25 protein-coding genes are annotated in these 24,579 nt (G+C 62.7%); 10 read left to right on the top strand and 15 right to left on the bottom strand.

What is annotated here, in order from left to right; all coding sequences use genetic code 11:
• Positions 1-11: 11 nt before the first annotated feature.
• From R4P64_RS19120 to R4P64_RS19080, 9 genes are all read right to left on the bottom strand, one after another.
• A complete protein-coding gene (locus R4P64_RS19120) occupies positions 12-383 on the bottom strand; it encodes a hypothetical protein (RefSeq protein ID WP_033234377.1) in 372 nt (123 codons plus the stop codon).
• Positions 380-1,171: a LytR/AlgR family response regulator transcription factor gene (locus tag R4P64_RS19115; protein ID WP_092806687.1), complete on the bottom strand. Its 792-nt coding sequence runs from the start codon at positions 1,169-1,171 to the stop codon at positions 380-382. The genes R4P64_RS19120 and R4P64_RS19115 overlap by 4 nt, the downstream gene beginning before the upstream one ends.
• 51 nt (positions 1,172-1,222) lie before the next feature.
• Positions 1,223-2,440, bottom strand: coding sequence for a histidine kinase (locus R4P64_RS19110; RefSeq protein WP_116102162.1), 1,218 nt, complete (start codon positions 2,438-2,440; stop codon positions 1,223-1,225).
• Positions 2,441-3,655 (bottom strand): lipase family protein, encoded by a 1,215-nt coding sequence (locus R4P64_RS19105; RefSeq protein ID WP_317822239.1) that lies wholly within the window; start codon positions 3,653-3,655, stop codon positions 2,441-2,443.
• Positions 3,652-5,313, bottom strand: a complete 1,662-nt coding sequence (locus R4P64_RS19100) for a Na+/H+ antiporter (RefSeq protein WP_033234150.1) — start codon at positions 5,311-5,313, stop codon at positions 3,652-3,654. The genes R4P64_RS19105 and R4P64_RS19100 overlap by 4 nt, the downstream gene beginning before the upstream one ends.
• Before the next feature lie 94 nt (positions 5,314-5,407).
• Entirely contained in the window at positions 5,408-5,599 is a 192-nt protein-coding gene (locus R4P64_RS19095) for an antitoxin (protein ID WP_033234149.1), read from the bottom strand.
• A 116-nt stretch (positions 5,600-5,715) separates the two neighbouring features.
• Positions 5,716-8,214 (bottom strand): HAD-IC family P-type ATPase, encoded by a 2,499-nt coding sequence (locus R4P64_RS19090; protein WP_317822238.1) that lies wholly within the window; start codon positions 8,212-8,214, stop codon positions 5,716-5,718.
• 68 nt (positions 8,215-8,282) lie between these two features.
• Complete coding sequence (locus tag R4P64_RS19085) at positions 8,283-9,398, bottom strand: MBL fold metallo-hydrolase (protein ID WP_033234147.1); 1,116 nt, start codon at positions 9,396-9,398, stop codon at positions 8,283-8,285.
• Positions 9,399-9,467: 69 nt separating this feature from the next.
• Positions 9,468-10,199: an enoyl-CoA hydratase gene (locus tag R4P64_RS19080; protein ID WP_045069110.1), complete on the bottom strand. Its 732-nt coding sequence runs from the start codon at positions 10,197-10,199 to the stop codon at positions 9,468-9,470.
• Between the two features lie 115 nt (positions 10,200-10,314).
• Here R4P64_RS19080 and R4P64_RS19075 point away from each other — a divergent pair, with 115 nt between their 5' ends.
• The 6 genes from R4P64_RS19075 to R4P64_RS19050 all read left to right on the top strand — a co-directional run bounded on the left by R4P64_RS19075 (position 10,315) and on the right by R4P64_RS19050 (position 16,667).
• On the top strand, positions 10,315-11,421 hold the full coding sequence (locus R4P64_RS19075; RefSeq protein WP_317822237.1) for an NAD(P)-binding domain-containing protein: 1,107 nt from the start codon (positions 10,315-10,317) through the stop codon (positions 11,419-11,421).
• Between the two features lie 222 nt (positions 11,422-11,643).
• Positions 11,644-14,481 carry an ATP-binding protein gene (locus tag R4P64_RS19070; protein WP_317822236.1) on the top strand — a complete coding sequence of 946 codons (2,838 nt, stop codon included), beginning with the start codon at positions 11,644-11,646 and terminating at the stop codon, positions 14,479-14,481.
• A complete protein-coding gene (locus R4P64_RS19065; RefSeq protein WP_095888401.1) occupies positions 14,478-14,894 on the top strand; it encodes a roadblock/LC7 domain-containing protein in 417 nt (138 codons plus the stop codon). The genes R4P64_RS19070 and R4P64_RS19065 overlap by 4 nt, the downstream gene beginning before the upstream one ends.
• A gap of 5 nt (positions 14,895-14,899) precedes the next feature.
• Complete coding sequence (locus tag R4P64_RS19060) at positions 14,900-15,271, top strand: DUF742 domain-containing protein (protein WP_033234143.1); 372 nt, start codon at positions 14,900-14,902, stop codon at positions 15,269-15,271.
• Positions 15,252-15,839 (top strand): GTP-binding protein, encoded by a 588-nt coding sequence (locus tag R4P64_RS19055; protein ID WP_033234142.1) that lies wholly within the window; start codon positions 15,252-15,254, stop codon positions 15,837-15,839. Before R4P64_RS19060 ends, R4P64_RS19055 begins: the two co-directional genes overlap by 20 nt.
• 33 nt (positions 15,840-15,872) lie before the next feature.
• The gene (locus R4P64_RS19050) at positions 15,873-16,667 is read left to right on the top strand and encodes an MHYT domain-containing protein (protein WP_092806673.1); all 795 of its coding nucleotides are present in this window, start codon (positions 15,873-15,875) and stop codon (positions 16,665-16,667) included.
• Positions 16,668-16,683: 16 nt separating this feature from the next.
• Here the strand turns inward: R4P64_RS19050 and R4P64_RS19045 are convergent, their stop codons facing one another.
• Both R4P64_RS19045 and R4P64_RS19040 read right to left on the bottom strand, forming a co-directional pair.
• Positions 16,684-17,082 (bottom strand): DUF5313 family protein, encoded by a 399-nt coding sequence (locus R4P64_RS19045; protein WP_242484456.1) that lies wholly within the window; start codon positions 17,080-17,082, stop codon positions 16,684-16,686.
• A gap of 11 nt (positions 17,083-17,093) precedes the next feature.
• A complete protein-coding gene (locus R4P64_RS19040) occupies positions 17,094-17,558 on the bottom strand; it encodes a MarR family winged helix-turn-helix transcriptional regulator (RefSeq protein WP_033234140.1) in 465 nt (154 codons plus the stop codon).
• A 106-nt stretch (positions 17,559-17,664) separates the two neighbouring features.
• Between R4P64_RS19040 and R4P64_RS19035 the strand changes: the two genes are divergently transcribed.
• Positions 17,665-18,816 carry an NADH:flavin oxidoreductase gene (locus tag R4P64_RS19035; protein ID WP_233366127.1) on the top strand — a complete coding sequence of 384 codons (1,152 nt, stop codon included), beginning with the start codon at positions 17,665-17,667 and terminating at the stop codon, positions 18,814-18,816.
• Between the two features lie 68 nt (positions 18,817-18,884).
• Here R4P64_RS19035 and R4P64_RS19030 read toward each other — a convergent pair whose 3' ends face one another.
• Positions 18,885-19,733: an aldo/keto reductase gene (locus R4P64_RS19030; protein ID WP_092806665.1), complete on the bottom strand. Its 849-nt coding sequence runs from the start codon at positions 19,731-19,733 to the stop codon at positions 18,885-18,887.
• 118 nt (positions 19,734-19,851) lie between these two features.
• Between R4P64_RS19030 and R4P64_RS19025 the strand changes: the two genes are divergently transcribed.
• From R4P64_RS19025 to R4P64_RS19015, 3 genes are all read left to right on the top strand, one after another.
• Entirely contained in the window at positions 19,852-20,448 is a 597-nt protein-coding gene (locus tag R4P64_RS19025) for a class I SAM-dependent methyltransferase (RefSeq protein ID WP_033234138.1), read from the top strand.
• A 31-nt stretch (positions 20,449-20,479) separates the two neighbouring features.
• A complete protein-coding gene (locus R4P64_RS19020) occupies positions 20,480-22,111 on the top strand; it encodes an ABC-F family ATP-binding cassette domain-containing protein (RefSeq protein ID WP_317822231.1) in 1,632 nt (543 codons plus the stop codon).
• 132 nt (positions 22,112-22,243) lie between these two features.
• Positions 22,244-23,083, top strand: coding sequence for an aldo/keto reductase (locus R4P64_RS19015; RefSeq protein WP_317822229.1), 840 nt, complete (start codon positions 22,244-22,246; stop codon positions 23,081-23,083).
• 13 nt (positions 23,084-23,096) lie between these two features.
• On the opposite strand, the gene R4P64_RS19010 is transcribed toward R4P64_RS19015, so the two are convergent.
• The 3 genes from R4P64_RS19010 to R4P64_RS19000 are packed head-to-tail and all read right to left on the bottom strand — an operon-like array spanning position 23,097 to position 24,540.
• Entirely contained in the window at positions 23,097-23,672 is a 576-nt protein-coding gene (locus tag R4P64_RS19010) for a TetR/AcrR family transcriptional regulator (RefSeq protein ID WP_033234135.1), read from the bottom strand.
• Positions 23,673-24,086, bottom strand: a complete 414-nt coding sequence (locus R4P64_RS19005) for a VOC family protein (protein ID WP_033234134.1) — start codon at positions 24,084-24,086, stop codon at positions 23,673-23,675.
• A gap of 34 nt (positions 24,087-24,120) precedes the next feature.
• Positions 24,121-24,540, bottom strand: a complete 420-nt coding sequence (locus R4P64_RS19000; RefSeq protein WP_317822227.1) for a hypothetical protein — start codon at positions 24,538-24,540, stop codon at positions 24,121-24,123.
• Positions 24,541-24,579: the final 39 nt, after the last annotated feature.

Raw genomic sequence — 24,579 nt, 5'->3', positions numbered from 1 at the left:
AGCGCCCGCGCTCAGTCGTCCACGAGATTGGTGAAGTCCTGCTCGTTGCGTTCAGCCCGACGCACGAACACCCACCCGGTGATCAGCAGCAAGGGCAACACGGCGCCGCCCATCACCAACCACGGAAGCCTGATCCCCCACACCGAGTAATCCGACAGCGCCGGAAAAAGCATGGTCGACAGCGGTATCGCGCACAATGATCCGGCTACGACCACAGCCAGCCGGATCGCCAGGCCCAACTGAGCACGAACCAGACCCCGGATCATGGCGTCGCCGACCTCGGTCTGTTCCTGCACCTCTACCCGGGTACGCACGATGCGGGCGCCGTGACGCTGCGCCAGCACCACCCGCTGACGCGCAGGCGGATCGGTGTGCCCACTCACCGCGACAACCAACTCTGCTTGGGGGTGCGCACCAACCGATCCTTCAACTCGCGGGTATGCCGACGGCTCACCGGCAACTCCACCGGCGGCTTACCGCTGTGTGGGCGAAGAGTCACCACCAAACCACTCCCGACGGTGCGAATTCCGGTCACCAAGGCAAGGGACACCAGGTACGAACGGTGAACCCTCAGGAAACCCGCATCGGCCCAACGGGATTCGAGGGTGGAAATCGGGATCCGCACCAGATGCGACTTACCCGCCGTATGCAACCGCGCGTAGTCTCCGTCGGCTTCGACCCATTCCACCGCCGAGCGCTGCACCAGCGTCGTGACGCCGCCGAGTTCCACCGGAATCACTTCGTCGCTGGGTGCGGCATCGGCTTGTGCGCCCGCCTGATTACGCCCCGCGCGACCCACGATTCGGCTCACCGCCTGCGCCAGCCGCTCTTCGCGCAGCGGCTTGAGAAGGTAGTCGACCGCACCGAGATCGAAGGCGGCCACTGCCCGATCGTCGTGTGCGGTCACAAAGACAACCGGCGGCGGTGTCGCAAAATTGGAAAGAATCCCGGCCAGTTCCAAACCGTCCAGTCCTGGCATGTTGATGTCGAGAAAAACGCCGTCGATGCCACCGTCACGAAGGATCCGCAGCGCCGTCGTTGCATCCGACGCGGTGTGGACGTGCGCCACCGATTCTTGCGCGCGCAGCAGGAAAGCCAGCTCGTCGAGCGCCGGTTTCTCGTCGTCGACGGCAAGCACGGTCAGTTGGGCACCTATGTCAGTCTCATTCACAGCACACCCATATTCCCACGGTTACCCGCACTGAACCCACAAAGCCGCCGATCACACCCGAATGCCCTGCTTGAACTTGGGCACGCGCATGCTGACCTTGGTTCCGGCTCCCGGCGCGGTCTCCACCACCAGGCCGTAATCGTTGCCGAACGCCGCACGCAGGCGATCGTCGACGTTGGCCAGACCCACGTGCGCGGCCTCCCGGGCGCTGGGGCGGCCGGCCCCGGATTCGATGGCATCGAGGGAACCGAACCGCAGCATGTCCGGGTCCATACCGACGCCGTCGTCCTCGACGCTGATGACGCAGTCCGGGCCTTCGTCTGCCGCCACGATGCTGATGGTGCCGCCCTCCGGTTTGCCGGAGATACCGTGCCGGACAGCATTCTCCACCAGTGGTTGCAGCGCCAGGAACGGCAGGACCACGTTGAGCACTTCGGGCGCCACCTGCAGTCGCACGTCGAGCGCATCACCGAACCTGGCCCGCTCGAGAGTCAGGTAGCGATCGATATTGCGCAGTTCGTCGGCAAGCAGGGTGAACTCGCCTGCCGAGCGGAACGAGTAGCGCGTGAAATCGGCGAACTCGAGGATCAGCTCACGCGCCCGCGGCGGATCGGTACGAACGAACGACGCCACGGTATTGAGTGCGTTGTAGATGAAATGTGGGCTGATCTGCGCGCGCAGTGCCCGCACTTCCGCTCGGTCGAGACGCGCCCGCGACGCATCGAGATCCGCAAGTTCGATTTGGCTGCACGCGTAGCGCGCGACCTCCGTGATCGCACCGAGCATGCCGGGCCATGGGTCCTCCGTCGTCACGATCCCCAATACCCCGACAACGCCGCTGTCCTCGATGAGAAGCGGCTGGGCGATCAAGGCACGCACCGCGTGATCGTCACTGCCCCGCACCAGGTCCGAATGGGTCACGAGTACTCGGCGCTCACCTTCGATCGCCCGCAGTGCCGCATCGTGGAATTGTTCGGCCATCGATTCGTGCGGCCCGTTCCACGCCAGCACAACTCCCGCCGCGTCGGTGATGCCCAAACCTCGAGCGCCGGTCAATTCACGCAAGTGAGGTGCCGCTTCGGCAGCCGATTCACTGTCGAGTCCGCGCCGAAGTGGCCGCGCAGCAAGGGAAGCCGTATGCAGCGCCGTGTGCACCGCTCGTTCGGTGGGTGAGGTGACCTCGCGTCTGGTCCGCATCCAGACCGCCGCCAGAGCCGCGCTGAGAAGGGCAACCACGCAGGCAAACAGGACCGCGACCGTCGGACTCATCTAGGCCCCGCAGGTAGTGGGCGCAGGTACGCCGCTGAAACGATCCTGAATCCATTGAACGGCCCCGGGAACGGCCCGGCCGTCAGCATGCCCCTCCCCCGGCCGCGACACGAACTCGATCACGTCGCCGTCCGAACAAGCCCGGGCCACCGCTGCCTCGGTCCACTCGGGGAGAATCAGGTTGTCGTTTGCCCCGACCACCACATACATCGGGCCGCTCGCTTGCCCACGCGGCAGCGCGATGTCGCTCAGCCAGCCGTGAATTCGATCGGCATCGGCGTCAGTAGCCGGGCGCGTATCGGCCGGCGTCACCTTCCCCACCAACGACAACTTCTCGGGCGCCCTGGCCGTGAGGCACGACGACAGCAGTTCGTAATTCTCCGCAAACGCTCCGTGTACGTAGTCGTCACGCTCGAGATCCGGATGGGACAGCGACAGACCCTCGAGAACGTACGGCAGCAACAATTGTTGGGGCAGTGACAGATTCACATCCGCCCCACTGGTGATGATCGGCGAGATGTCGGCCGCGGGCGAAAGATTTGCCGCACCGACAAATTCGAGCCCGTCCCCGTACTGGCCTGCCTTCTCCGCAGCTGCCCACGACGCCTGACCACCTTGCGAGAGTCCCAACGTGGCCCACCTGTCCGACGTGTCCGGCACGATGTTGCGTGCCGCGCGCACCGCGTCGATCACGTTGTAGGCGGCGGTATCCGGTTGCAGGTACGGGTGCGGATCAGGAGTCCCGAGCCCCTCGAAATCCGAGACGGCAACAACGTAACCCGCGTTCAGCAGCGGCTCCACCAACCCCATCGCCCCGAGGAGCGTCGGCGACGTTGACGGTGCACAATCGTCCGAGATTCCCGTCGTGCCGTGGCCGACCGAGACAATGGGCCAGCCGCCTTCGGGCGGAGTTCCCGGTGGGATGAATACCGTTCCCGACACCTGTGTTTCGCGACCGTCGACGCCGGATGTGGAGCCGTACAGAATCTTCCGGGCGCTCGCTCCGGCGGCAGCGGTTGTCGCAAACGGTTGGTCCTCGAAGACAACGCCGCGTGCTGCGCTCACCGGGGCGGGCAGAGCCTGCGCGACAGATGTGGTGGACTGCGTCTGCGTTCCCGCTGTCTCCTCGGTTTCTGCAGATCCACAGGCCGAACTCACCACAAGGGCACTCGCCGCGAGCGTCCCCCAGATCACGTGCCGCAGTCGTGCACTCATGCTGTGCCATCCCCTCCGGCCGCCGCGCGAGCGCGGCGGCGCCGTACCCGTTCCTCAGCTGCAGCCTCTTCGAGATCAAGACTCTCCAACACGGTACGCAATACCTCGTCGTCGAGATCGCCGTCGTCCCTCGCGGCAATCAACGCCATGCGCTGTGTACGCAACGACTGATGCCGAAACTTGTCGAACAATGCACCCGCATTCCACATTGCCGTATCGCGATCGTTGTTCTCGTCCGTCTCCTGCACTTGGAGTCTGGCCTGCATCGAGCGTCGCACGCGTTCGATGATTGCCTGAAGTTCGGCGCCGGCGACGCCTGGCGGTGGACTGGCCACCACGTCGGCTAGCGCTTTCTCACCGGCTTGACGAGAGATGGTGCGCGCCAACTCCATTTGCTCCTGCGTGCGCAACTGTTCGTAGGGATCGGCAACGTCCAGTCTGCGGATCAGGAACGGCAGTGTGGAACCTTGCAGGAGCAGCGTTCCCACCGCAACGATGAAGGCGATCGCCTGGATGACACCGCGGCCGGGAAACGGTTCACCGGAGGAGAGTGCAAACGGAATACCGCCGGCCGCGGCAAGAGTGACCACGCCGCGCATCCCGGCCCAGGACACGACTACGTTCTGTTTCCACGTCAACTGTTTCTGACGCTGCCCACGGCGCAACGTTATTCCGAATCGCACCCGGGAGTAGCTCAGGAACAACCACAGCGGTCGGATCACGATGACCACCGCCAACACCGCGAGCCCGTACAGGATTACGTTGACCGCCGGAAGACCGTCGTTGACGACATCGTCGATCACGAAGCTCAACTGCAGGCCCATATAGGCGAAGACGAACATCTCGAGTAGCGTGTCGAGGCTCGACCAGACGGACCGTTCCTGCAGCCTCGTCATGATCGAGGCATCCGTCGAATAGTGCCCGATCACCAAGCCCGCGACCACAACCGCGAGAACACCCGACGCATGGAGTTCTTCCGCGGCTAGATACGCGGCAAACGGAAGTACCAGGCCCAAACCCGTTTCGAGCGGCGAATCGTACATCCGAGCGCGCACGAATTTCACGATGAATGCAAGAACCAGGCCGATTGCTACTCCGCCGACCACTTCGTAGGCGAAGAACAGCAACGGCGAATCCGTGGCGATCCGAGTACCTGTCACCGCGGCGACGGCGACGGTGAACAACGTCAACGCAGTAGCGTCGTTGACCAGACCCTCACCCGTGAGAATTGCGATGACACGCTTGGGCAATCCGAGTTTCTGTCCCACTGCCACGGCGCTGACCGCGTCGGTGGGTGCGATCACCGCGCCGAGCACCAGTGCCGCACCGATCGTGAATTCCGGCACCAGCCATTCGGCGAAGAAGGCGACCACGAAGGCCGTCACGAGGACCATCCCGACACCCAGACGCAAGATCGCCGCGAGGTTGCGTTTGAACGTCGCCACCGAGAATTTCAGCGCAGCCGAATAGAGCAACGGCGGAAGTACTACACCCAGAATGACGTGTGGATCGAGTTCGGGCCGAGGCATTCCCGGGATGAACGACGCGACCGAACCCACAGCTACCAGAACCAGAGGCGCCTGAAGATTTCGGCGGTTCGCCAGCCCTGTCACTGCGATGGCGGCGATGACGACCAGCAGAATCCAGGTGAAGTTCACCCGTTCATTGTGCCCGCCCAGACTGACAAGTCACCCAGCGGACGCACAGGAGCCCACAACCTCGTCGAGGTGTGGGCTCCTGATTGCTGGCGGGCTACTCCTTTTCGGGAACAGCCTTCTTGGCAGCCTCGGCTGCCTTGTCGATCTGATCGCCGTACTTTCCGCCGGTCTTGTTATCGGCGATGTCGGCGACCTTGTCGATTGCGTCGTGAACCTTGTCGGAGTTCTCCGAGGCAAGTTCCTGGCCTTTCTCGACCAGACCCTTGACGTTGTCCAAGAAACCCATTTTGTGTCCTCTCCCGGTGCTCATGCACATCCTGCTGCGGAAAGTAGAACCTCCGCACACACATAGATTCTCACAGGTCGAACAATGTAGCGCCATCAAGGTGGGGGGGCTGGAAACTACTTCTGCGCGTCCGCGTGATGGTGTTCCCCGGGCAGATCGTCCGGCGTGGTGAACAGCTTTCGCTTCTCACCGTGCAACCGGGCACTGACCCACCAGGACACCTCCACCAATACGACGCCTACCGCACCGAGAGTGATCGCGAGTGTAGTTGCTGCCACATTGCTCGGATCCAACTTGAAGAACTCACGGGTGAACGGCAACGCGAACAAGATCAGGTAGCCGGCGACTGAACCACCGATCAGCACCAACTTCCACCACACGTACGGTCGCGCAACGACGGCCAGTACCCACAGCGCGATCATGATCAACGTGATCAGAGCAGTGGTGCCTTCCTGCTCAGGTGTCAGATCGTGATTACGGTGCGCGAGCACGTACGCGATGAAGGTGGTGACGCCGATGATGATTCCCGACGGCAAAGCCAGTCGCATCACGCGTGGCACGAAGCCGGAACGGGCCCGTTCGTTGTTCGGTGCCAGCGAAAGAATGAACGCGGGGATACCGATCGTGAACCAGGCCGCGATGGTGACGTGGCGCGGCAGGAACGGGTACGACAGCGGTTCGAAGTCGAGCATCTTCGACAGCACACCGGTGATTCCGATCAGGAACGCGAGAACCACCGAGTACACGGTCTTGGTCAGGAACAGGTTGGAGACACGTTCGATATTGCCGATCACTCGACGGCCTTCGGCCACCACGTACGGCAACGTCGCGAACTTGTTGTCCAACAGCACGATCTGAGCGACAGCGCGCGTCGCGGGACTGCCGGATCCCATCGAGACTCCGATGTCGGCGTCCTTGAGGGCCAGGACGTCGTTGACCCCGTCGCCGGTCATCGCGACGGTGTGGCCGCGAGACTGCAAGGCCGCAACCATCTCTCGCTTCTGATCCGGGCGAACGCGTCCGAAGGTGGTTGCCCCGTCAAGTACGTCGGCCAGTTTCTCCTGATCGCTCGGAAGCTCACGCGCATCGATCGGTCGATCGCCGCCTTCGAGTCCGAGCGAACCCGCGACAGCTCCGACGGACACGGCATTGTCACCGGAGATGACCTTGACGGCTACCCGTTGACTTGCGAAGTACTCCAACGTTTCCTGCGCGTCCGGGCGAACTTTCTGCTCCAGGACAACCAAGGCTTCCGGTGTCACGACGCCCGGAGCGTCGCTGTCGTCGACCGGCAGGTTGCTGCTGCCCAACATGAGAACACGAAGTCCGCTTGAACCGACTTCTTCTGCCAGACGCGCCATCTCCGACGACGGATCGAGCAGCACGTCCGGAGCACCGAGCACCCAGTTGCCGTGGACGCCGTACGACTGCCCGCTCCACTTCTTCGCAGACGAGAACGGTGCCACCGATGTAGCTTCACCCCAGCCTGCGTCGTCGGTCAAGGACTCACGGATCGCCAGAACACTGGCGTTCGGCCGAGGGTCGGACGCAGCCATCGCGGCGAGCGCGGCCTTGATCACCGACTCGTCGGCAGACCCGTCGGCGAGTTTCAACTCCGATAGCCGCATACCGTTCTCGGTCAGGGTTCCCGTCTTGTCTGCACACACGACGTCGACGCGAGCGAGCCCCTCGATCGCGGGCAATTCCTGAACGAGGCACTGCCGCTTGCCCAATCGAATGACGCCGACGGCAAAAGCGATGGACGTCATGAGCACCAGGCCCTCGGGGACCATCGGAACGAGGGCCGCGACCATGCCGTTCAGAGCCGGACCGAGGGACTCACCGCTCGAGAACAGCTGGTTGTAGATGATCAGCGCACCAGCCGGAATCATCAGGTACGTGATGAATTTCAGAATGCGGTCGATGCCGCTCCGCAGTTCCGAATGAACGAGCGTGAACTTACTGGCCTCTTCTGCGAGCTTCGCGGCATATGCGTCGCCGCCGACCTTGGTGGCGCGATACGCGCCGCTGCCTGCGGCGACAAAACTGCCCGAGAGTATCGACTCACCGACGCTCTTGTGTACCGGATCGGCTTCGCCGGTGAGCAACGACTCGTCCACTTCGAGCGCCGACGACGACACCACTTCGCCGTCGACGACAATCTGATCGCCCGAACCCAGTTCGATAATGTCATCGAGCACAACATCTTTGGGGGCCAACGCAACAGCAATACCGTCACGCCGGACCATGGGCTTCGCTTGACTGACGATCGCCAAGGCGTCCAGCGTTTTCTTGGCGCGGATCTCCTGAATGATGCCGATACCGCTGTTCGCGATGATCAACAGTCCGAACATTCCGTCGATCACGGAGCCGGTTGCCAGAACAATCACCAGCAGCACCAGCAGGATCGCGTTGATCCTCGTGAACACATTGCCGCGAACGATGTCCTTGACCGAACGAGACGCCCGATCGGGTACGTCGTTGGTCTGCCCCGACGCGATCCGCGACGCAACTTGATCTGCGGTCAGGCCCCGGACAACGTCGACGGCATCCCCGTCACCGTCCGTCGCGATCGAGGTCGCCGTGCCTTCTGAACCGATGTGCTCGTGAGCCATGGTCAAAGATTACGCACTCGCCGAGACAAAACCGGGTCCGACTCCGATCGCCGCCTCGAGTCGATCGGTTACCCCAGGGGAATCCACCATTTTGTCGGCGGTTGCGCGGACAGCGCATCGATCCGTCCACCCGGCATCGGCACCGCCACCGTCGTGCCGACATCGGCGGCAGCTTCGGTCAACCGGATGATCGGCTCGGACCACGAGTGGAACGCCAGATTGAACGTAGCCCAGTGAATCGGAACAAACACCCCGCGCGTGGGGTCGCCGCAGTTGAGATCCGCGTGGGTCTGAACCGCTTCTTCCGGGTTCATGTGGATATCCGGCCACCGCACGTCGTACGCGCCGACAGGAAGGAGGGTCAGGTCGAAAGGCCCGTACGTGGTGCCGAGTTCCACGAACCGCGGTGTGTATCCGCTGTCCCCTCCGAAGAACACCCGATGCTTCGGCCCGGCAAACACCCACGATGCCCACTGGGTCGCGTTGCGGACCAGACCTCGCCCGGAAAAGTGTCGAGCTTCGGTGCAGGTAAGCACCAGGTCACCGATAGTCGTCGACTCGTCCCAGTCCAATTCGACGATGCGGTTCTCCGGCACCTTCCAATGCCGCAGATGCGCGCCGATCCCGATCGGCACCACAAAGGGCGCCGCCTGGGTGCGGGTCAGAGTCTTGACCGTCTCCATGTCGAGGTGGTCGTAATGATCGTGGGAGATGACAATCGCATCCACGCTCGGGACGTCCGCCAACGCCACCGGAGCGGCATGCATACGCGCGGGACCGACTGTGGCAGAAGGTGATACACGCTCACTCCACACGGGGTCGGCAAGCACCCGGTAGCCATCGACCTCGACGAGGACACTCGAATGCCCGTACCACGTGACAGCTGCTCCCCCGGCTTGAGCCGGTGCGAGCGGCGTCGCCAACGGGATGGGCGCGCGAGGCCGACCCGTCGAACCGCGGGTGAGCAACGACTTTGCCATCCCGGCATCGGTGCCCGGCACGAGCACGCTGCTGGGGTCCGAATTGTGGAACTGACGATTCCGATATCGCGGTGACATCGCCGCATAGGGTTGCACCGCATTGCGCGACGCCCCGATCTGCGTCGGGATTCCCCATGCGGCGCGGGCTATCCATCCTGCTGCCGCGGTGATCGCGGCAGCACCGAGAAGCGTCGTCGTCTTCATTGGGCCCAGACTAGCGACTATTTGCCTTCGGAGCGGGACGCGACTATTTGCCGACGGAGCGGGACGCGACTACTTGCCCTTGAAGACCGGTGGGCGGTTTTCGATGCGGGCGGCGCGGGCTTCCTGCACGTCGTCACTGAGCCACGCGGCGTGCAGTGCGTCGAGTTGCTCGGGCGACTGTTCTTCCATCGTTCCGTCGTCGTTGAGGACCATCTTCATATGACGCAAGGACAGTGGTGCGAGGTTGGCGATGCGGTGCGCCCATTCCTGGGCGTCGTCGAGGGTGCCGATCTTGTTGGCAAGTCCGCGGTTGAATGCTTCTTCGGCGCCGATCTGCTCGATGCCGAGGAGAACGGTGCGAGCGGGGCCACCGCCGACGAGTGACGCCAACCGTCGCATCGTCCATTTGTCGACAGACACACCCAGCGTCGCCGCTGGAATGCCGAACCGCGCAGCCGGGGCGACAACGCGCAGGTCGGAGGCAATGGCCAGCTGCGTGCCTGCACCGATGGCCGGACCGTTGACCGCGGCGATCACCGGGATCGGCGCCGTGTCGATCGAGCGGAGCATCTCGAAAAGTCGGTCGGTGAAGCCTTCCATGTACACGTCACCGGACAGGTCGGCACCGGCGCAGAATGCGGACCCCTGGCCGGTGATCACGATGACGTGAGCGCGATCGGCGACGGCGGCATTCACTGCGTCCTTGATCGCGATGCAGAGTTCCGCACTGAGCGCGTTGCGGCGCTCGTGACGCTGCAATTCGATGGTCACGACATTGCCGTCACGGGAAGTCCCGATCATGTCCGCTCACTTTCTTTTCTGGAAGGCTCGTGCGCAAGGGTTGATCCGAATGCAGTTTGCCGACCACGTAGTTCTCTCACCGCAGAGTTCTGCGCATCAGGAGGTTAGATTACCGATGAGTACGAACGATAGTGACGAGGGACGCAGCGAGAGCGTCGATGTCGACATCGTGGTGATCGGCGCCGGCCAGGCCGGATTGTCCGCGGCGTACTACCTCCGCAAGTTCTCTGTTCTACCCGAATCGGGATTTATCGTGCTCGATCACGCAGCCGGTCCCGGCGGTGCCTGGCAGTTTCGGTGGCCGAGCCTGACCTTGAGCACCGTCAACGGAGTTCACGATCTCCCGGGTATGTCGTTCGCGGAAACAACGGGAACCGACGCCGAGCAGGTACCGGCGTCGGTTGCGGTACCCCATTACTTCGAGTTGTACGAGAAGCAATTCGAATTGCCCGTCCACCGACCCGTCCATACGCGAGTGGTGTGTCCGAGGCAGGAACGTCTGCGGATCGAGACCGACCACGGCGTCTACGCGGCCCGCGGGCTGATCAATGCGACCGGAACCTGGGAGCGCCCGTTCATTCCTTACTACCGTGGTGCCGCGTCGTTCCGTGGGCGCCAATTACACACCAAGGACTACTACTCGGCCAACGAGTTCGCGGGCAAACATGTTGTCGTTGTCGGTGGTGGCATCTCCGCGGTGCAATTGCTCGACGAGATTTCACAGGTAACGACCACCACGTGGGTGACGCGTCGCGAACCGGAGTTCCGCGACGAACCGTTTTCCCCGGAGATCGGTCGGGATGCCGTCGCCATGGTCGAGGACCGAGTACGACGCGGTTTGCCGCCAGGGTCGGTCGTGTCGGTCACCGGCCTTCCGGTGACGCCTGCCATTCGTGCGGCACGCGAACGTGGCGTGATGACGCGACGACCGATGTTCTCGGAGATCCTTCCGGACGGGGTGCGATGGGCCGACGGCACAACCGTGTATGCCGATGTCATCTTGTGGTGCACTGGGTTTCGGAGTTCGCTCGACCACCTGGCGCCGCTTCGACTGCGTGGGACCGGCGGCGGAATCGAGATGAGCGGTCGCCTCGCAACTCAGGTGGCTTCCGATCCTCGTGTGCATCTGGTCGGCTACGGGCCCTCCTCGTCGACGATCGGCGCGAACCGCGCCGGCCAGGCAGCTGCAGCTGAGTTGACGTCCTTTCTCGAACTTCGCTGATCCAGCTTCCATTTGGCTACGTTTGCCCGATTCGTCCCTTAGCTGATCAGACAGGACATTTTCGGCCCAAGGTCCGGAATCCGGCATACTCCTAGCCTGTCACGGATCGGTCTGTTACCGTTCAGCTAACCTTTCTTCGATTGCGTGCGCTCGAAGGAGTGCGCGCAGTGACCCATCCGGGGGACTGGGCGAGGGGGCAAATATGAAGGGGAAGCGGTCCGCATGAAACACGATGCACACACAGCAACCTCCTGGTGGTCGATCGGCGAGTGGCGCCTCGGTTGGAAGGTCGTCGCGGTCCTTGCCGTTCCGATGCTCATCGCCGTCGTACTCGGCGCCTTCCGGATCCAGGCCGAACTGGCCGAGGCCTCCAGGCTCAGTTCCTCATCCGAACGAGTGCTCGCAGTACCCGCAGCCCTCCACCTCGAGGAAGCTCTGTACGACCTCGCAGTCGCATCCTCTTCCGGCACTGAAACGACGACTGCCACAACGGCAGTGAACGATTCGATGCAGGAACTTGTCACCGCCGGCCGCTCGTTCCAGGCCGACGACGTGCTCAACGACAAAGTCACCCGAGCTTTGGAGGACAGCACATCCATCGTCGACGAAGTGGCAGCGGGCGCAGTTGCACCGGCACGGCTCGTCACACTCGTCAATGAAGTGTCCAGCAACATCGCGAGCGCATTCACCGACGTCATCAATACATCCCAGCGCCCCATTCTGCGTCAGCGCGGCGGCGAGTTCTCGTCCCTGTGGGAAGCACGTCGGGCATTGTCCGATCAGCGCGTTCTGTTCGGCTCCGGCCGCCTCGATCAACAAACACGCACCGCGCTTGCCACCACCGCCGGCGTGGAGCTAGCGGCACTCGACAAGGTGCTACCACCAGACGAATCGGACAGCTCACCGACCGCAGTGGTCGTCAACGCGCTGCGTTCGTCCGCACAGAGCCGCATCGCCGAAATCGGCGCCACCTCGTCGTCGTCCCCGCTCAGCAGTCAGGTCGATATCGGACTGCAAACCAGTAGCGACCAGTACGACGAGGTCACCGACGCAGCCGTCGAACAGTTCGGCACCAGCGTGACCGCCGAATCCAACACTGCCCGAACTGCAGCTCTGCGCGACACTGCCCTGGTTCTCGCCGCTGTCCTCGCCGCACTCGTGATCGCGTTGATCATCAGTCGCTCGTTGGTCGATCCCATCCGACGTCTCCGGTTCGCGGCACTGCAAGCATCACGACGCGGACTGCCCGAGGCCATCGAACGAATCCGCTCCGGCGAAAAGATCAGCGACCTCGAAATCCCCCGTGTACCCGTCCACACTCACGAGGAAATCGGACAGCTTGCCCGCGCAGTCGACGACATGCACGGGCAGGCCATCAGCCTGGCAGGCGAACAGGCAACCCTGCGACGCCAGGTCAACGACATGTTCGAAACGCTGTCACGGCGCAACAAGTCCCTCGTCGAACAGCAACTCGGCCTGATCGAGCAACTCGAGCAGGACGAAGACGACCCGAAGCGCCTCGAAAACCTATTCCGCCTCGACCACATCGCGGCCCGAATGCGACGCAACGGCGAGAACCTTCTCATCCTGTCCGGCACCGAAAGTCGACGCGGTCGAACCGCGCCGATCCAGCTTGCCGACGCTCTGCGCGCCTCCGTCTCCGGAGTCGAGGACTACCTTCGCGTCGGGCTCGGTCAGATTCCGTCCGCCGTCATCAGCGGACAAGCCAGCGCAGACGTCGTACACATTGTTGCCGAACTCCTCGACAACGCACTGCGATACTCACCGCCCGAGTCGACCGTGACCATCAACGCGGCCCGCACCAACGACGGCTCCATGCTCGTGGAGGTCGCCGACCTGGGACTGGGAATGTCCACAGCGGATCTTGTCGACGCCAACGGGCGCCTGGCTTCGGGCGGCGAGATGACGCCGGACACTGCCCGGCACATGGGACTGTTCGTCATCAGCCGGATCAGTATGCGACACAACATTTCCGTTCGACTGCGGCCCACCGGCAATGCACCCGACCGCGCCGGCATCACCGCCTCGATCCTCCTACCCGCGGCACTGCTCGAAGCGCATCCGTCTGACACAGTGACTGCACCGTTCACTAGTCCGGCCCACCAGGGTGCTCCGGCCAGGAATGCTGCTCCCGTTCAGGCACCGCCGCTATCGGCTCAGCCTGTGCGCGCTCCCGAACCCACAGTGGCCGAGACATATTCGATGGGCGCGCAAGCACCCACCATGTCCGCTGCGGGACTTCCGCAGCGTCAGCCTGGTAACACCGTCAGGGCGGTCCTGCCGACGCCCGTCGGAGGCGCTCCCACAACTGTGACCGCGCAACTCGGCGCCAGCGCCCCTGTCGAGTCGATCGGGCTGCCGCGTCGCACACCAGGTGCCAGCGGGGCAGCCGGAATCGGCGATCCCGTCACAGCGGCGCCGACGCCCGAACCGAGTGCATCACCTGCCGAGCATTTCGTCGCTCCGGCGGAAACTGTTGCCCCGGAGCCAATCACCGAACCGGCACCGAGGCACCGACTCAACTCCACCGCCCCGACCAACACCGCGGCGTTCTTCTCCTCTCGTGCGCGCGACGGTTTCCCACCACGTACCGGCGCACGCGCAACGGAACCTTCCGATGCGCCCGTCTCCGCTCCCCCGGCAGCATCACCGATCTACGCCCGCATGGTGTCCGAGTGGCTGGTCGACCCGACAGCGGGGACAGCTTCTGCCACAGGTGAAGTCGCCTGGACAACAGAAGCCGACCAGGGGTGGCTTGCGGCCCGGGCGTCGTTCGAATTGCCCGTCACCAGAATCGCCGACTCCGGTCTACCCATCCGTGATCGTGGTGCGAGGTTGGTTCCCGGCACTGTCGGCGGCACCAATGCACCATTGCGCTCGGGCACTCACCGCCAGAGCACGGATCCGGAGAACGTCAGACGCGGGTGGAGCGACTACCAGTCCGGCGTCAGTCGCGGACGGCGTCGTAGCACCGAGAATACTGTCGGGTCGACCACGCCCAGTGGTGCGAATGTGCGCAACGATGAAGGAGAACAGTGAATTCAGCCGGAGCCCAAGAGACTCCTCGCTCACTCGACTGGTTGGTTTCGGGTTTCGCCCGCGACGTACCGGGAGTGAGCCACGCGATCATCGTCTCGGCCGACGGACTGTTGAGTGCTGCGAGCACCCACCTTCCGCTCGATCGAGCTGACCAATTGGCCGCTGTGACTTCGGGACTCGCCAGCCTCTCCGCCGGTGCGTCACGGTTGTTCGACGGCGGAGCCGTCCTGCAATCAGTTGTCGAGATGGAGCACGGTTATCTACTGCTGATGGGCGTCGGCAGCGGCGCCTACCTGGCCGCGCTGGCCGTTGCGGGATGCGATATCGGTCAGATCGGGTACGAAATGGCAACTCTGGTCGACCGAGTCGGCCCGACGATGGACATTGCCGCTCGTTCGGGTCGGGATTCTTGATACTCATGTCCAATCACCCCGAACGCGTTGACCCCGAACCGAGTCTGGTTCGTCCATACGCGCTCACCGAAGGTCGGACTCAGCCGTCCATCGACCTCCCCATCGAAGCGATTGTCGCGACGATGGAGGATGCCGTCGCTGGGCGCCTTGCACCTGAAGACATTCGCACCTCGATCGTCTCCCTCTGCGAGCAGCGGATCTCCATCGCGGAAATCGGTGCACACCTTGGTGTTCCGATCGGGGTGGCCCGAGTCCTGGTGGCGGATCTGATCGTCGCCGGGGCATTGGAAGTACAAGCCACTCTGCGAAGCGATGCGACTGCGGTCGAGCGCCGCGAATTGATCGAAAGGACCCTCAGTGGACTTCGGGCACTCTGACGCATCATCTCGCGTCACCTCGACGAAAATCGTGATCGCCGGCGGCTTCGGTGTCGGAAAGACCACCCTTGTCGGGACGGTCTCCGAGATCGTGCCGCTGCGCACCGAAGCATTGGTGACAGACGCCAGTGACGGCATCGACCACCTCGGCGCGACACCGAACAAAGACACCACAACAGTTGCAATGGATTTCGGCCGCATTACGCTGGCCGACGATTTGGTCCTGTACCTGTTCGGCACACCGGGTCAACGACGGTTCTGGTTCATGTGGGACGACCTCATCACCGGCGCCATCGGAGCGGTCATCCTCGTCGACACACGTCGCCTCGAAGACAGCTTTGCCGCTGTCGACTTCTTCGAAGCACGCGGATTGCCGTTCATCGTGGCAGTCAACCGTTTCGACGGAGCTCCGATCCACGCCGCGAGTGATCTTCGTCAGGCTCTCGCGCTGCCCAACCGCGTCCCGATGATCGAAATCGACGCGCGTAACCGGGAATCTGCGAAGCAGGCCTTGATCACGATCACCGAGTACGCGCTCGAACGTATCGCGGCCGCAGCACTGTACTGACACCTCTGACAACAACAAACCTAAGGAACTGGCATGTCGGATGAAATGCACCATTTCTCGATGGGAATCTGGCTGCTCGGACTGGCGTTCGCCGTTGCAGTCTCGGGATCGGTCATCGGATTGGCATGCACCCGACACGGCGCGGCGGCCACCCACCCGGCAGCTCGCTTGCGCTGGTTGTTCATGGGCGCACTGTCCATCGGCGGTGTCGGTATCTGGTTGATGCACTTCATCGCAATGCTCGGGTTTGCCGTGCCCGGCAGTCCCATTCGCTACAGTCTGACCTGGACGATCATTTCGGCGCTGATGTCCGTGACCGCAGTATTTGTCGGCTTGTTGATCGTCGGCACAGAATTCCGCTGGTCTCGGCTCCTGGCCGCCGGCTTCCTCGTCGGCATCGCGGTCAACATCATGCACTACACGGGTATGCGGGCCTTGCGATTTCAGGGTGAGATCAACTACAACATGTACTTCGTCGCACTGTCACTGGTGATCGCCGTTGTGGCCGGCACCGCCGCGTTGTGGTTCACGATGGTGATGGAATCCACCGTCATGCGATTGATCGCCGGTGTGATCATGGGTGTCGCCGTGGTCGGCATGCACTACACCGGTATGGCAGCGGTGGAGGTTGTCCACGACACGTCCGCCCCCGCACCCGTCGGGCTCGAGGTGTTCGCGTTCCTCTTCCCCGTCTTTGTCATCGGACTTCTTGCGATGGCAGTGCCGATCGTCGCCGTCCTGACGGTGCCTGATCGCGAGATCGCCCGCATGGATTCCGCTGCAGACGATCTGGCATTCGAGGCACGCGAGTTCGCAACTAGGGACTGAAGTTCGTACGGCCCGACTAACTGTGGCCGTACAGCTTGTCGTATGCGGCCTTCTCGGCGTCGTGACGAGTGACCTTTTTCGGGTTTTCCAGATCCGCGGGCAGGCCGTGGCGTTCGAGTCGACGAGACCTGTTCTGCGCCATGTAGGAAACGGAATAGAACAACGCCAGCAATACTCCGAGAAGCACCATGGACGCTCGCAGCGCCCACGGACCCGGGAACAGCATGAAAACCGCAAAAACCGGCAGGAACGGCACCATGCTGCGAACGAGGTGACGTGGCACCGCCCAATCGCCGATCAGATCGTTGCGCACCCATTCCTGCATGGAATCCGGCAACTTGCGACCGAACGAATAGCCAAGCCACTGAATAGGATTCGGTGACGTCCGCTGTTTTCCTGCGGGCACGGTAGACATATCCTTACCTTTCATTGGTCTAGTGCTCCAGCACGCAACGCGGCTTCATTGACACGCGTGAGCACCGTGTGAAGTTCTTCGAGTTCAGCTAGTCCCACACCAAGCTTCTCCACCACTGCCGGCGGAATCTTCTCCGCCTCGCTCCGCAAAGCTGCACCAGCTTCGGTGAGATCGACGTCGAGTTGGCGCTCGTCAGCCCGGCTCCGCGTTCGCGTGATCAGCCCGGACGCCTCGAGACGCTTGAGCAGCGGTGACAGCGTCGGCGAATCGAGTTGCAATGCTTGCCCGATTTCCTTGACCGCCATCGGGGCCTTCCCCCACAACGCCAGCATCACGAGATACTGGGGATGCGTGAGGCCCATCGGCTCGAGCAATGGACGGTATACGGACAGCACGGCCCGGTTCGCAACGGCGAGCGCAAAACACACCTGGCGGTCGAGTGCCAGCGGATCGGTGAGCGACTCCTGCGTGGTCATGAGTACACCGTAGCAGATTAGTTAGTGCGATAACTAATACTGCACTAACTAATATCGACTGCCATCACCCGGAATAGTCGTCGAGGCCGCCACGTTGAACAGACCTGTGACTCTTTCCCCCACTTCGAACGCCCCCGAGGCCTCCGCGTTGCGCGGTCTCTTCCAGCCCTTCGAGGTGAAATCACTCTCGTTGCGTAACCGCTTTGCCATGGCCCCGATGACCCGCGCGTTCTCGCCCGACGGAATTCCCGGAGCCGACGTAGCCGAGTATTACCGTCGTCGAGCAGCCGGTGGTGTCGGCCTGATCATCACCGAAGGCACGTACATCCCAGACCCCGCCGCCGGCCCGCATACCCGAGTTCCGCGCATCTACGGCGACTCGAGCCTGGACGGCTGGCGCTCGGTTGTCGACGCCGTCCACGCCGAGGGCGGATCCATCATTCCGCAACTCTGGCATCTGGGTGTCGAGCGCGGCGAGAACTCCCGCCTCAATCCCGAGGTCGAGACCGTCAGCCCGTCCGGTTTGGCGCTCGACGGCACGCGCTTGGGACGAGAATTCACCACGTCTGATCTCGAAACACTGAAGCAGGCCTGGGTCGATGCCGCCCTCAACGCACAGAGCACCGGATTCGACGGCCTGGAACTACACGGCGCGCACGGCTACCTACTGGACGAATTCCTTTGGGCTGGAACAAATGTCCGCACAGATACATATGGCGGATCGCTCGAAGCCAGAACTCGCTTCCCGGCTGAGGTTGTCGCTGCCATCCGAGAGGCTGTCGGAAACGAGTTCGCGATCGTCTACCGTTTCTCGCAGTGGAAGTCCGGTCAGTACGACGCTCGGATCGCCCAGAGTCCGGCGGAACTGGGGCGCATCCTCGCTCCGCTGGTCGATGCGGGAGTCGATGTGTTGCACCCGTCGACGAGGCGACACTGGGAGCCGGCGTTCGCCGAACTGGGCGGTGACGACAGCAAACTCGGACTCGCCGGCTGGACGAAGAAGCTGACCGGCCTGCCCACCATCACAGTCGGATCCATCGGGCTCGATTCTGTGTTCACCACGGCCTTCACCGCCGACGCGGCATCCGATGTCACCGGACTGGAGCGTCTCGAAGCTCAGTACGAGGACGGCGAATTCGACATGGTCGCCATCGGGCGCGCACTTCTCGCCGACCCCGAGTGGGTGGAGAAACTCCGCACCGGACGCACCGATGAACACATCGCTTTCACCGCAGAGCACCGCACACATCTGAACTGATCCGACACGGCAACGGCACTCCCACTCGATAGTGGGAGTGCCGTTGCCTTATTGCAGTATTCGTTGATCTAGCTCCCGAACACCGCCGGGTTCGGACCGATTCGACCGGCCGGATCATCAAGTGATCCAATGGCATTGATCTCGTCCGGCGTCAATGCAAATCCGAAGACGTCGAAGTTCTCCTTGATACGCGACGGTGTCACCGACTTGGGAATCACGACATTGCCGATCTGCAGATGCCAACGAATGACAACCTGAGCGGCGGTCACGCCATGGGCGTCGGCGATCGCGGTGATGACGGGATCCGTGAGCAGCGTGCCTTGGCCGAGCGGACTCCACGCCTCGGTGGCAATCCCCTTGCCGGTATGGAAGGCGCGAAGTTCGGACTGGTTGAACTTGGGGTGTAATTCGATCTGGTTGAGGACCGGCACCTCACCCGTCTCCCCGATCACCCGTTCGAGGTTGTCGACGGTGAAGTTCGAAACACCGATCGACCGCACCCGACCATCGGCCTTGAGCTTCTGGAATGCCTTGAACGTGTCGACGTAAAGGTCCTGCGACGGCACCGGCCAGTGGATCAGGTAGAGGTCGAGGTAATCGAGGCCGAGTCGCTCGAGGCTCGCGTCGAATGCCGCCAGCGTCGACTCGTATCCCTGATCGTCATTCCACAGTTTGGTGGTGATGTATAGGTCTTCGCGGTTGATACCGGACTCGGCAATCGCCTGCCCGACACCGGCCTCGTTTCCGTAGATCTTGGCGGTGTCGATACTTCGATAACCAGCCTGCAAGGCGGTTGATACGGCGTCTCGAGTTTGGTCGTCCGGCACTTGGAAGACACCGAATCCCAAAGCGGGTATGGCCTTGCCGTCGGCCAACACAATGCTCGGAACAGTGGTCACGTCTTGTGGTTCGGTCATACCCAGTCAACGCGGCAAACCGGTGGAGTGTTCCCGCGCATGCCCCCTTGTCCTGCCCTAAAACCCCGTCTACCTTGGAAGACACGCCTTGAAATCTCCTCGAGGGAAAGGGACGGCGATGAATCTTCCCTACCATCTCGCCTACAAAGTGGGAGTGACTCCGTGGGAGCACACCCGGCGAGGTTTTGACACCCAACTGTCCGCTCTACTCGACTTTATCCCCGTCCCCGACAACGGGCGCGCCCTCGACATCGGATGCGGAACCGGAAAGCACTCCATCGACATGGCAAAGCGTGGCTGGCAGGTCACCGGAGTCGACAACGAGCAGGAAGCTCTGGACAAAGCACGGATCCGGGCCCGCGAGGCCCACTCGAACATTCGGTTCCTGCATGAGGACGCAACCGATCTGCACATCGCAGTCGACCCGGGTCACATGCTGGTCCTGGACATCGGATGCTTCCACGGCCTGAACGATCACGAGCGCGGTGAATACGCGGAGTCCGTCAATGCCGTCACGGCACCGGAAGCGTCGTTGATCATGTTCGCCTTCAGTCCAGGCCATCGATGGCCGATGCCGCATGGCGTGTCGAAGGACGACGTCGCCCGAGCTTTCGACGGCTGGACCATGGTGTCGAGTGATCCGGCCGATATGGCCGATGCGCCGTTGCCTGCCCGTGCGGCCCATCCGTGCTGGTATCACCTGGTGCGACGCTGACGCTGTGCGCAGCACAGGGGATACTTCACCTGTGACTGCAACACTGCGCATCAGCGGACTCTCAGCTTCCCGGGGAGAACGCACCCTGTTCTCCGATCTCGATCTCACCGTCGCCCCCGGCGATGTCATCGGACTTGTCGGCGCCAACGGCGCGGGCAAGTCGACGCTCCTGACAGCGCTGGCCGGAACCGGAACCGCTGATGTGGAGGGGTCGATCACCCTCAGCCCACCCGACGCCGCTGTTGGCTACCTGGCGCAGGAACCCGACCGCATCGCAGGTGAGACCGTTCTCGAATTCTTGGGCCGACGCACCGGAGTCACGCACGCCGAAGACGTCATGAACGCCGCTGCGGAAACCCTCGCGGATTCCGCGGAAGACCTGTACTCGCCGGCGCTCGAGCGCTGGCTCACGCTCGGCGGCGCAGACCTGGTGGAACGCGCGGAAAAAGTTGTCGACGAACTGGGCCTCGGAGTTCCCCTCGATGCACACATGACGGCGCTGTCCGGTGGTCAGGCGGCTCGCGCCGGCCTCGCGTCGCTGCTGCTTTCTCGCTACGACATCCTGCTGCTCGACGAGCCCACCAACGATCTCGATCTGCGTGGCCTCGAGCAACTCGAACGCTTTGTCGCAGAAACGCGAGCGGCCCTGGTTGTGGTGAGCCACGACCGCGAGTTCCTTTCGCGCACCGTCACCGGAATCGTGGAACTTGATCTGGCACAACAGAATATCGCCGTCTACGACGGCGGGTACGAGTCGTACCTTGCTGAGCGTGAGATTGCTCGCCAGCACGCCCGCGAGGCGTTCGAAGAATATGCGGGCACCAGGTCCGAACTCGAAGATCGCGCCCAGATGCAGCGCAACTGGATGGAACACGGCGTACGCAATGCGCGCCGTAAGGCCAAGGACAACGACAAGATCGGCCGCGGATTGCGTACCGAGTCGACGGAAAAGCAAGCGGCCAAAGCCCGTCAGACTCAGCGCCGCATCGAGCGCCTCGACGTGGTGGAGGAGCCTCGCAAGGAATGGGAGTTGCGCATGGAAATCGCGGCCGCTCCCCGATCCGGATCTGTGGTCGCAACCACCAACGGCGCCAAGGTAACCCGCGGCCAGTTCACCTTCGGACCCGTCACGACGCAAATCGATTGGGGTGACCGCATTCTCATCACCGGCGCCAACGGCGCCGGTAAGACCACCCTGTTGAATGTCCTGCTCGGCAAACTCACTCCCGACGAGGGAATCGCTTCCCTCGGATCCGGTGTCGCTATCGGCGAAATCGATCAGGCCAGAGGGCTGTTCGAGGGTGATCAGCCGGTGGTCGAGGCTTTCGGTGCCCAGGTTCCGGAGTGGCCCGACGCCGACGTCCGTACTCTCCTCGCCAAATTCGGTCTACGCGGGCATCACGTGCTGCGGTCGGCAGCGTCCCTCTCCCCCGGCGAAAGAACCAGGGCGGCACTGGCTTTGCTCCAGGCCCGCGGGGTCAACCTGCTCGTGCTCGACGAGCCCACCAACCACCTCGACCTGCCGGCGATCGAGCAACTCGAGCAGGCAATGGAATCCTTCGAGGGCACGTTGCTTCTTGTCACTCACGATCGTCGGATGCTCAGTTCCACTCGCAGCACCCGGAAGTGGCGGATGGAGGACGGGCAACTTTTCGAGGAGTAGCAGTCCCGCGCTTGCGCAGACAACACGCGTGTGCAACCATTTATCCGGCGCACGCAATAGTTGCATGCGCGGCATAGGTCGCTGCGGCCCAGAAGGCCGTCGCGGCACCTCGAGTCTCGAAAGGCACCCACGATGTTGTCGATACCCGACCGCACACTGACCCACGGAACCACCGGCGAACCGATCACCATTCCGCAACTCGGATACGGCGTGTTCCAAGTTCCGGACGAGCAGACCGAGGATGTCACCGCTACCGCCCTCGACCTGGGATATCGCCACATCGACACCGCGTCGATCTACGGAAACGAAGCCGGCGTCGGCCGCGCAATCGCGGCCTCGGACATCCCCCGACACGAACTGTTCGTGACCACCAAGTTGTGGAACGACGATCAGGGCCGCGACCGCACACTGGCAGCGTTCGACACCAGTTTGAGCAAGCTCGGCCTGGACTACGTCGACCTGTACCTGATCCACTGGCCGGCGCCGGGCAAGGGCCTGATCGCGCAGACCTGGGCGGCGTTCGAGGAAATCCTCGCGTCCGGACGTACCCGAGCAATCGGCGTCTCCAACTTCCTCCCCGAGCACCTCGATCTACTGGCAGAGCACAGTTCGATCACACCCGCCGTCAACCAGATCGAGCTGCACCCCAGGCTGGCACAGCACACATCGCGGAAATATGCACAAGACCGCGGTATAGAGATCGAGGCGTGGAGCCCGCTCGGCCAGGGCACCATCCTCGATGATCCGACGATCGTCGACATCGCTGCGGCACTGGGCAAATCGCCGGCGCAGGTCATTTTGCGCTGGCACATCGAACAGGGCCACACCGTACTGTCGAAGACAGTGACACCGCAGCGCATGCGCGACAACGCCGATATCTTCGACTTTGCTCTGAGCGCCGATCAGTCGGCAGCAATCGACGCGCTGAACACAAACACTCGTGTCGGTCCAGATCCGCTCGAATTGAACTGAGCCGAAAAAGAAATCACGATTCTTCGCGCGGTGCCAATGTGAGCAGGACCGTATCGACCGCCTGCTCCGCAAGGTGCACGTCCAGGGGTAGGTGCCGGAACAGCGCCCGGTAATAGACTGGTGCTGCGAGTGCGTCGAGCACAAAACCCAGGTCGAAGTCCTCACGAATCTCGCCCCGAGCGCGCGCCGATTCCAGCACTGCCGCAGTGGAATTGCGTCGCGGCTCGAAGAAGGACTCACGGAAAGTGCTGGCCAGTTCCGGGTCTGCCGCCAGGTCCGCAACCAGCGCTGGAAGCACGGAGCCGACAACGGTGTCCCGCAGTCCCACAACCACAGTCGTGATGCCGGCGATCAGATCGGCGCGAAGATCGCCGGTATCCGGCGTCGGATGGATACCGATCTGTCCGACAACAACATCGACAACCAGATGCCGCTTGGACGGCCATCGCCGGTAAATCGCGGGCCTGTGAATACCGGCTCTCGATGCGACGGATCCGATCGACAGCTCGGCATAACCCTTCTCTGCCAACAACTCCAAAGCTGCGGTAATGACGGCGTCGTCGATACGGTCGTCACGCGTGCGCACCATTTAGAGCACCGGCCGCGGCATGAGGACCAGGCGCCATCCGTCGGGATCCTCGAAGGTCATGCCGCCGTTCTCGATCCAGTACGGGTTCTCGGACTCGACCGGTTCATGCCCGGCCTCACCCAACCGCTGCACCACCTCGTACATCGCAGACTCTCCGGTGAAGTACAGAACCAGCAGATTGTCGCGGGTGGGCGCCGGACATGGACTGCCATCCTCGTGAGTAGTGAATTCGAGGTGATAACTCGCATCCGGCAGCCCGAGCATGATGCCGTCGTATCCCGCATGCCCGGCAAATCGATACAACTCGGCAAAGCCCACACAATCGCGATAGAAGGCAATTACCTCGGCAAGCCGATCGGTGGGGCGCGCAATGCGCAGTTGAACAACGGGAAGTTCTGCGGGCCAGGACGTCATATTCTAAACGGTACAGTACGTACCGTAACACTCTCTACAGGCGATCGTTCTCCGGGAACGGCGCGTTGGGCATGAACCGCGGACGGGCAAAGAGCACCGACAAGTTGGTCGGCTGAGACTCCACCGGACGATCCGATCGATAGAGCAACGCCCGCTGCGGCACACTCACCCATTCACAAACGAAGATGTCGCCGATGCGCAGTACCGGAACGTGGGAACCGTCCTCGAGGCGAACCGTCACGTCGGCCTGCGCATCGGATTGCCCGTACACCACCCACCACGATTCACCCTCGACGTCGCCGGGCGTGTGCTGCCCGATGCCGACGACGGCACCTTTTTCCATCGGCGCGTGCCAGACCTCGCCCCGGCCTTGCGACCCCACGCTGTAGCTGCCGTCCTCGCGCACCTGAATCACAACATGGGACTTCTCGAGCACCAATTCATCCGTAGCCATATCGCAAACCCTAATCCGATCGACACATGCCGGCATGAC

It is taken from the genome of Rhodococcus sp. IEGM 1366, from assembly GCF_033142425.1.
GTDB classification, from domain to species: Bacteria; Actinomycetota; Actinomycetes; order Mycobacteriales; family Mycobacteriaceae; genus Rhodococcus_F; species Rhodococcus_F globerula.
Note: the sequence above shows the minus strand (reverse complement) of the source record. Positions and strands in the feature narration are given on the sequence as shown.

Excerpts from the sequence above, each read along its gene's own strand:
- R4P64_RS19030 (WP_092806665.1), bottom strand. The coding sequence starts at position 19,733 with ATGACCGAACCACAAGACGTGACCACTGTTCCGAGCATTGTGTTGGCC.
- R4P64_RS19105 (WP_317822239.1), bottom strand. The coding sequence starts at position 3,655 with ATGAGTGCACGACTGCGGCACGTGATCTGGGGGACGCTCGCGGCGAGT.
- R4P64_RS19070 (WP_317822236.1), top strand. The coding sequence starts at position 11,644 with ATGAAACACGATGCACACACAGCAACCTCCTGGTGGTCGATCGGCGAG.
- R4P64_RS19005 (WP_033234134.1), bottom strand. The coding sequence starts at position 24,086 with ATGACGTCCTGGCCCGCAGAACTTCCCGTTGTTCAACTGCGCATTGCG.
- R4P64_RS19025 (WP_033234138.1), top strand. The coding sequence starts at position 19,852 with ATGAATCTTCCCTACCATCTCGCCTACAAAGTGGGAGTGACTCCGTGG.
- R4P64_RS19075 (WP_317822237.1), top strand. The coding sequence starts at position 10,315 with ATGAGTACGAACGATAGTGACGAGGGACGCAGCGAGAGCGTCGATGTC.
- R4P64_RS19080 (WP_045069110.1), bottom strand. The coding sequence starts at position 10,199 with ATGATCGGGACTTCCCGTGACGGCAATGTCGTGACCATCGAATTGCAG.
- R4P64_RS19045 (WP_242484456.1), bottom strand. The coding sequence starts at position 17,082 with ATGTCTACCGTGCCCGCAGGAAAACAGCGGACGTCACCGAATCCTATT.
- R4P64_RS19050 (WP_092806673.1), top strand. The coding sequence starts at position 15,873 with ATGTCGGATGAAATGCACCATTTCTCGATGGGAATCTGGCTGCTCGGA.
- R4P64_RS19090 (WP_317822238.1), bottom strand. The coding sequence starts at position 8,214 with ATGGCTCACGAGCACATCGGTTCAGAAGGCACGGCGACCTCGATCGCG.
- R4P64_RS19110 (WP_116102162.1), bottom strand. The coding sequence starts at position 2,440 with ATGAGTCCGACGGTCGCGGTCCTGTTTGCCTGCGTGGTTGCCCTTCTC.
- R4P64_RS19060 (WP_033234143.1), top strand. The coding sequence starts at position 14,900 with ATGTCCAATCACCCCGAACGCGTTGACCCCGAACCGAGTCTGGTTCGT.
- R4P64_RS19015 (WP_317822229.1), top strand. The coding sequence starts at position 22,244 with ATGTTGTCGATACCCGACCGCACACTGACCCACGGAACCACCGGCGAA.
- R4P64_RS19000 (WP_317822227.1), bottom strand. The coding sequence starts at position 24,540 with ATGGCTACGGATGAATTGGTGCTCGAGAAGTCCCATGTTGTGATTCAG.
- R4P64_RS19085 (WP_033234147.1), bottom strand. The coding sequence starts at position 9,398 with ATGAAGACGACGACGCTTCTCGGTGCTGCCGCGATCACCGCGGCAGCA.
- R4P64_RS19040 (WP_033234140.1), bottom strand. The coding sequence starts at position 17,558 with ATGACCACGCAGGAGTCGCTCACCGATCCGCTGGCACTCGACCGCCAG.
- R4P64_RS19095 (WP_033234149.1), bottom strand. The coding sequence starts at position 5,599 with ATGGGTTTCTTGGACAACGTCAAGGGTCTGGTCGAGAAAGGCCAGGAA.
- R4P64_RS19010 (WP_033234135.1), bottom strand. The coding sequence starts at position 23,672 with ATGGTGCGCACGCGTGACGACCGTATCGACGACGCCGTCATTACCGCA.